Source organism: Pseudorhodoplanes sp., from assembly GCF_035565855.1.
Taxonomy (GTDB): Bacteria; Pseudomonadota; Alphaproteobacteria; order Rhizobiales; family Xanthobacteraceae; genus Pseudorhodoplanes.
Window position 1 is genome coordinate 1 of sequence record NZ_DATMRX010000136.1, and the last position, 7341, is coordinate 7341.

The 7341-nt window shown below is 62.2% G+C and carries 6 protein-coding genes; 4 read left to right on the top strand and 2 right to left on the bottom strand.

The annotated features are described in order from the left end of the window. The 3 genes from VN004_RS07700 to VN004_RS07710 all read left to right on the top strand — a co-directional run. A partial coding sequence (locus tag VN004_RS07700) for a hypothetical protein (RefSeq protein WP_325608624.1) occupies positions 1–267 on the top strand: 267 nt, incomplete at its 5' end. A gap of 109 nt (positions 268–376) precedes the next feature. Continuing rightward, positions 377–1651 carry an MFS transporter gene (locus VN004_RS07705; RefSeq protein ID WP_325608626.1) on the top strand — a complete coding sequence of 425 codons (1275 nt, stop codon included), beginning with the start codon at positions 377–379 and terminating at the stop codon, positions 1649–1651. A gap of 237 nt (positions 1652–1888) precedes the next feature. Next, positions 1889–3877, top strand: coding sequence for a putative bifunctional diguanylate cyclase/phosphodiesterase (locus VN004_RS07710; protein ID WP_325608628.1), 1989 nt, complete (start codon positions 1889–1891; stop codon positions 3875–3877). A gap of 9 nt (positions 3878–3886) precedes the next feature. Here VN004_RS07710 and VN004_RS07715 read toward each other — a convergent pair whose 3' ends face one another. Then, positions 3887–4885 carry a hypothetical protein gene (locus VN004_RS07715; protein WP_325608630.1) on the bottom strand — a complete coding sequence of 333 codons (999 nt, stop codon included), beginning with the start codon at positions 4883–4885 and terminating at the stop codon, positions 3887–3889. Between the two features lie 458 nt (positions 4886–5343). Beyond that, on the bottom strand, positions 5344–6246 hold the full coding sequence (locus VN004_RS07720; RefSeq protein ID WP_325608632.1) for a polysaccharide deacetylase family protein: 903 nt from the start codon (positions 6244–6246) through the stop codon (positions 5344–5346). Between the two features lie 59 nt (positions 6247–6305). Here VN004_RS07720 and VN004_RS07725 point away from each other — a divergent pair, with 59 nt between their 5' ends. Continuing rightward, positions 6306–6773, top strand: coding sequence for a GFA family protein (locus VN004_RS07725; protein WP_325608634.1), 468 nt, complete (start codon positions 6306–6308; stop codon positions 6771–6773). Positions 6774–7341: the final 568 nt, after the last annotated feature.

Sequence of the window (7341 nt, forward strand, 5' to 3'; positions counted from 1 at the left end):
GATCCGATGGAGGCTGTCGGCCTGCTCGGGCGTGCTCAGGAGCAGCGCCCTGCGGCACCCGGCTCGCTCCAGCTCGTCCGACAAGCGCGAAACCGTGCCGCTGCCGAAAATCACTCTCGACGGGAGCGCGGTGTAGACAAAGGGCTGCATTCGATCCGCTTTCTTCCTGTTTTGGTGTTGTCGGTGTCCTTCAAGTCGGGCGCGATGTCAAAAAATTCCCACCGGTCCCCTCGGACAGCGAATTTTGCGATGCGCGATTATCCTTAAGTCACGGATGAGGGGTGTGTGAAACGGCCTGTATTATTAAGGCCTTTGAAGGCCGACTCATCTATGAATCGTATGCTGGGTGACTTGGGGACGCACGGGGCAGTTGCGGATGACAGCTACCGCTATGGAAAAGACTGCGGATGACGCGCGCCGCGTGCGTGCCGTCGCCGCTGCGTCCATTGGCAACGCGCTGGAGTGGTTCGACTTCATCATCTACGGCTTCTTCGCCATCACGATGGCGAAGCTCTTTTTCCCGACCGGCAACGAAACCGTTTCTCTGCTGCTCGCGCTCGCCACTTTCGGTGTGCCGTTTTTCATTCGACCGCTTGGTGCAATCGTCATCGGCAATTATGCGGACCGCCACGGCCGCAAGGCCGCATTCTCCATGACCATCGTCTTGATGATGCTCGGAACGGCCATCATCGCAGCGGCCCCGACTTACGCCACGGCCGGAGTCTTTGCGCCGATGCTGATCGTGCTGGCGCGGCTGGTCCAAGGGTTTTCCGCGGGTGGTGAGTTCGGGAGCTCCACCGCATTCCTTGCCGAACAGAATCCCGACCGCCGCGGCTTCTATGCAAGCTGGCAATTCGCGAGCCAGGGCTTCACCACCGTGCTGGCAACGATCATCGGCGTCGGCCTGACGACAAGTCTGACTGCAAGCCAGCTGGAAAGCTGGGGCTGGCGAATTCCGTTTTTGATCGGCCTCTTGATCGGACCGGTTGCCTGGTACATCCGCCGTAACGTCGACGAGACGGTCGAATTCAAGCGGATGCAGGTCAGCAAGTCTCCGGTGAAGGAGACCTTCTCCGAGGGACGGAAGCGGTTGCTGGTTTCCCTCGGCGTCGTCGCGCTGTGTACGGTATCAATGTACACCATCGTGCTGTTCATGCCGACCTATGCCACGCGTCAGTTCGGACTGACGACCTCGGTCGGTTTCCTCGGCGCCATGCTGGTCGGCGCGATTCAGGTCGTGCTGATCCCGGTCTTCGGCGCGCTTTCGGACCGCGATGGCCGGCTCACCCTCATGCTGGCCTCTGCCGCTGCGATGGTGGTGCTGTTCTACCCTATGTTTGCCTGGCTCGCGGCGTCTCCGACCCTTCAGACCCTCCTGGTCATTCAAGCGATCTTTGGCGTGCTGACCGCGGCTTATATGGGTCCGCTCGGCGCTCTGATGTCGGAATTGTTCCCGCCGCAGACGCGCACGACCGGGCTTGCCGTCAGCTACGCATTCGGGGTCGCCATCTTCGGCGGACTCGCGCCGTTTACCAGCACCTGGCTGATCCTGATCAGCGGCAACAAGCTGGCCCCTGCCTTTTATCTCATGATGGCCGGCGTGGTCAGTCTGATCGCTCTGGTTTTCGCGCGCCGGCTGGGATGCAGATAATCGCGATCAAGGGCGGATGAACCCGGTTCCCAAGCGTGTCTTGGTTAACGGGGTCTGAAGGAGCGTTGCAGCTCCAGGTGGGCTGCGATGTAACGATCTGTTTCCCGATTTCGCGAAGCGCTGCCACAAACGCCCCGGAACACCGTCTTTACCGATTTGAAGGGGCGGTTCCTTAACAAATCCATCGAATAGTGCGGGCTGATCAAACGGGCCATCGACCCGATCGGACCATTTTGCATGAGGCTTGCGGTAGCCATAGCCCGCTTCGTCGACCGCATGAACGGGTCGGCGCCCGACCCGGTGCTGCACTTCGAACTCGTGCGCGCGCTGTATGGCGCAACGAGTACGGCGCGGCCTTTGTTCATCGCCGCGGCAGCAGCAGCATCCGTCACGGCAGTGGCGTGGATGCTGAGCGGCGACTTCGTCTTTGCGATCCTCGCGGCCGGTTTTGTGCTGATCGGCGCCGCCCGCGCCATTGCCGCGAGTTTGTATCACCGCGTTCAGCACGACCCCAATGATGTGATCGGGCTGAAACGCTGGGAGATGGTCGCGCTGATTGGTGCCTGGGCGTTCTCGGCGCTGGTCGGGATCACCGGCGCCTACGCGATAACGGTCCACCCGGGCACCGACGTCGAAATTCTCGTCGGCTGCTGCGTCATCGGTTACATCGCCGGCGTTTCGTCACGCAACGCCAGTCGCCCGCTGGTTACGATCGGTCAGGTCAGCTTCACCTGCCTTCCGTTCACGCTGGCGCTGATCATGCGGGCCGACGTCGCCCACCTCGTGTTGGCGGTGTTCATTGGCGCGCTCTATATCGGCTCCATCGTGATTTGCCGCAGCGTCTACGACAACCTGGTGTCGCGTCATCAGGCGTTTCGGCGCATCGAGACGCTTGCGCAGCGGGACGCGCTCACCGGGCTCTGGAACCGCGCGGCGTTTCTCAGCCTGCTGGAAGCGCAATTCTATCCTTCCGTCAGAAAACAGATCGCGTTGATCGCGATCGACCTCGATCGTTTCAAGGACATCAACGACACGCTCGGCCATCCGGTCGGCGACGCCGTGCTCCGGGAAGCCGCCGACCGGATCCGGTCGGCATTGCGGCCCGGCGACGAAGTCTCGCGGGTCGGCGGCGACGAATTCCTGGTTATGCTCGTCGGGCGGCGCGCCGAGGAAGCGACGGCCATTGCGCATAACATCCTTGCGCGATTCTCCGATCCCTTCGCGATCCATATGACGCGCAGCATCTGCGGCGCCAGCATTGGTTACGCGCTGGCGCAATCCGACACCACGATGGATGCGCTGCTTCGAAATGCAGACCTTGCCTTGTACGAAGCAAAGAAGAGCGGTCGTGGACGTGCTGTCGAATACACGGCGGAATTGTCGCGCGAGTATGAAAGACGCGTCGCGCTCGAGCAGGATCTCCAGCAGGCGCTCGGGAGGGGTGAGCTCGATGTCGTCTATCAGCCGATCGTCGACCCAAGATCGGGACGCGCGATTTGCTGCGAAGCGCTCCTGAGATGGAACCATCCGGAACTCGGTCCGATCGCGCCGGACGTGTTCATTCCCATCGCCGAAGCGACCGGCCTGATATCGTCGATCGGAGGCTGGGTCCTGACCAAGGCTTGCGTCGAAGCAACCCATTGGAGCTCCGACATCAAGGTTTCCGTCAATCTGTCGCCTTCGCAGTTCCGTCAGGGCCGCGAAATCATCGATCGTGTCAGTGCGGCGCTCGATGAATCCGGCCTGCCGCCAACCCGGCTCGACCTCGAGATCACCGAATCCGTCTTCATCGACGACAATGCCGCTACGCTCGGAATCCTCGAGGAGCTGCGCGGCATGCGTATCGGGATTTCGCTCGACGATTTTGGAACGGGCTTCGCATCGCTCGCTTACCTGAACGACTTCCCGTTCTCGAACGTCAAGATCGATCGAAAGTTCGCGCAAATGGTCAATGACTCGACACGCGCGTCGGCGATCGTCAGCGGAACGGCGCAGATCGCGCGCGATCTGCGCATGGAGTGCATCGCCGAAGGCGTCGAGACGGAAGTTCAGCTCGAACACCTGCGCAGGCTCGGGATCAATGCGATCCAGGGCTTCCTGTTCAGCAAGCCGCTGCCGGCGCGGCAGCTTCGCGAGCTGATCAAGGGGCCGATCTTCCCCCTGACGAAGCTCGAACCCCACGGCGTCAAGCAGCGCGCTTCCGCGCGCCGCAAGATCGCGTCGTAGTTATATCCCTCAGTTTGAGGTGAGGAGGCGGTGAAGAACCGCCATCCGCATGAATTTCGAGAGCCGAACCTGCTCGAAATACATGGCGTTCGGTAACGAGTCGCAAGACGGATCGATCTCGTCGAATCGCGGCAGCGGATGATAGAGCAGGGCCTTCGAACCGAGCCGCCCGATCTTTTCCGCAGTGACCGCGAATTGCCGCGGCGTGTAATGCGGCGAGACATAGCCGGACGCCGGCGGTTCGCCGATCGCGGACATGTCGTAGGGCGCCATCATGACCGCATCGCATTCGACGAGCGCGGTATCGATGTCGGTGATGATCCGCAATCGGATTTGGTGCTCGGCGAGGGCCGACACAATGTCATTCGGAAGCTCGTAGTGCGCGGGCGGGCAGAACACCACCTCCCGCGGCCCCTCGAACCGAAGGAGCTGCACAAGCGAGCGGACCACCCGGCCGCGCGGATCGCCACCGAATGCAATGCTCTTGCCGCGGAGCGTTCCAAGTCCGCGCCGCATCGCGTGGATGTCGATCAAGGCCTGGCTCGGATGCTCGTTCCAGCCATCGCCTGCGTTGATGACCGGCACGATCGACGTCGCGGCCATGCGAGCCGCGGCCGAGCATTCGTGATGCCGAACCACGATCGCATCCGCGAGCCGCGAGACCACGGCAGCGCAATCCTCGATCGACTCGCCGATGCTCGCGTTGGTGCGCGAGGCCGACATGTCTTCCATGCCGATACATTGCGCGCCGAGAGCAACCGCGGCCGACTCAAAGCCAAGCCGCGTCCGTGTGCTGGACTGGAAGAAGAGCAATGCAACCGTGCGACCGATCAATTGCTGCCGCGGCACGAGCCCAGCTTCAAAATCGTCCGCTGTTTGGCAAAAGTCATCGACATCGTCGATGGTCAGATCGCGTGCGCTCAGCAGATGCTTGAACCGGGCCGAGCGAGTTCGTTCACGCCGGCTGCTCTGAACGAGCGCCGGCGACGCAACAGATACGTACGCCATGATGTTACAGCCTCACCGCATTCGAGGTAAGGAATTGTTAACCCAAATGCGACGTTAAGTAAATTTGCGGTCAGTGATTACCGCGCGCGCATCGGTAAAATGAAACTGCGTGCTTTCATTCACGCACGCGCTTGATTTTCTTGAGTTTGCAGTGAGTTATGCGCGCGTTCGTGCGAACGCTGCCGCGCGGAACAGGTCTGCGCAATTAACCAAATGCGTAAAGAACGCGCGTGTTAACCAAGATGTCATCGTGCGTCGCGCGCAATTTATAAACCGTAAGCGGGTGCGGAACCCGTCCCAATGCTTCCCGTGCGCTCGGTTCGATGCATCTCCTGCATCATGACGGTGACACCGTCGCCCATGTCACGGGGACAGCTCCGGGCGGGCAGGGCGCACGCGGCGCCCCGCCCGAATGGTTCGCCTGACGCGATCGGCAGGCTCGTGGCCATATAGCGACTCTATGCAGAGCGGCCGAAGGTCACGTTCCTGGTTTTCACGTACCAGTCGAGCATCTGCTCGCCGTTCCAGTGCAGCACGCCGTCGAACTTGCTGATGTAGTCGTAGATCCGCTCGAGCGGTCCAATGCGGAACGGCTGGCCGCTGATATACGGATGGATCGCGATCGCCATGAACTTGGCGCGCTCTGCGCTCTCCGCATAGAGCCGGTCGAAGCTTTCGACCGCCCGCTTGTAGAGATGATCGCTCTCATGATGCTGCACCAGCATCATTGGAATGTCGTTCAGCTCCACGGTATAGGGCAGGGTGACGAGCGGGCCCTTCGCGGTGCGGATCACCGTCGGCTCGTCGTCATAGACCCAGTCGCCGATATATTTCACGCCGGCCTCGACGAGGTTCTCGGGCGTATCGAGCGTCTGCGTCAAGCCCGGTCCGAGCCAGCCGACCGGCCGCTTGCCGGTGAATTTTTCGATGATGTCGCAGGAGCGGAAGATCATGCCGCGCTGGTCCTCCACCTTGTGGATCGGACCCTGGTCGTAGGCGTGGCCCATGAATTCCCAGCCGAGGTCGCGCGCTTCGCCGGCGACGCGCGGATAATCCTCACAAACCCTGGCATTGATCGAGACCGTCGGGCGGATGCCGAGGCGCTTGTAAAGATCGAAGAAGCGCCACACCCCGACCCGCATGCCGTATTCGTGCCAGCTCCAGTTCGGCACGTCCGGCAGCATCGGCTGGCCGGTCGGGGCGGGGAGGACCTGCCGCGCCATCGGACGGCCGATGTCCCAGACCTCGAGATTGACGATGGTCCATACCACCATGCGCGCGCCGTCCGGCAGTTTCAGCGGCGGGCGATCGACGATGGCGGAATAGTCGGCGCGTTGACTTGGGATCATGCTTTCGGTCATTCAGGTCCTCCGAGGGCGGGCATCCTATCCGCTCGACGATGCGCGACAAGGTGCAAGACATGAAACTGCCGCTGACCGGAGGCTGCCAGTGCGGCGCGCTGCGCTACGAGGTGCGCGCCGAGCCGCTCGCGGTCTATGTCTGCCACTGCACCGAATGCCAGCGGCAATCCGGATCGGCGTTCGGCATGTCGGTGATGGTGCCGCGCCCGGCGCTGGTTTACGTCAAGGGCACGCCGCGTAAATGGCGCCGCATCGCCGATAGCGGCCGCGCGCTGGACAGCGACATGTGCGAGGCCTGCGGCGTGCGCCCGGTCAATCATCCGCTGGCCAACGACAAGGTGTCGGTCGTCAAGCCCGGCACGCTCGACGAGACCGCCTGGCTGCATCCGATCGGACATATCTGGACGAAAAGCGCGCAACCCTGGGTGCCGATCCCCAAGGACAGCGTGATCCATGAAGGCCATCCGTCGGATGTCGGCGGGCTGATCGAGGCGTGGTCGCGATATCGCGCGACGATGTCGGCGTGATGGATCGCGGACAACGCTGACGTCCGCGAGGGCGGGGAGTGTGTGGACTAGCGCCGGCCTCTCGGCCCGCTCGTCCCCGCGGAGGCGGGGACCCAGAGTTCCAAGCAATGCATCGCGTGTGGCTTTCTGGATTCCCGCTTTCGCGGGAATGAGCGGAGTATGTGGTAAGCGCTGACCTATCCACCCGATCGTCCCGCGGAGGCGGGGACCCAGCACAGTCCTTTTCGCTTGCGCCGCGGCTTTCTGGATTGCGGTCTTTGAGCAACGCATCATATGTGGCTTCTGGATTGCTGCTTTTGCGGAAATTACTGGAGTGTAGGTTTTGCTCCGCGCGGCGCGGGAGAACACAGCCAAAGCTCCGCCGGCCCTGTTGTTGTGACGGCGCGGGCGCGCCCGAAATCCGCTTCGCATTCCTCCCCTTGCGCTATGCAAGGGCGCGCGGAACGCCGGGCTTTCAGCCAAGCCCATGGCCCCATGCGCAGGTGAGCAAAGCGCATGAGCGATCGTCACCACGGACCGCCGATTGCGTCGGCGTTCCGCGCGCGGTGTTTGAGGCTTGCTCTGCGAC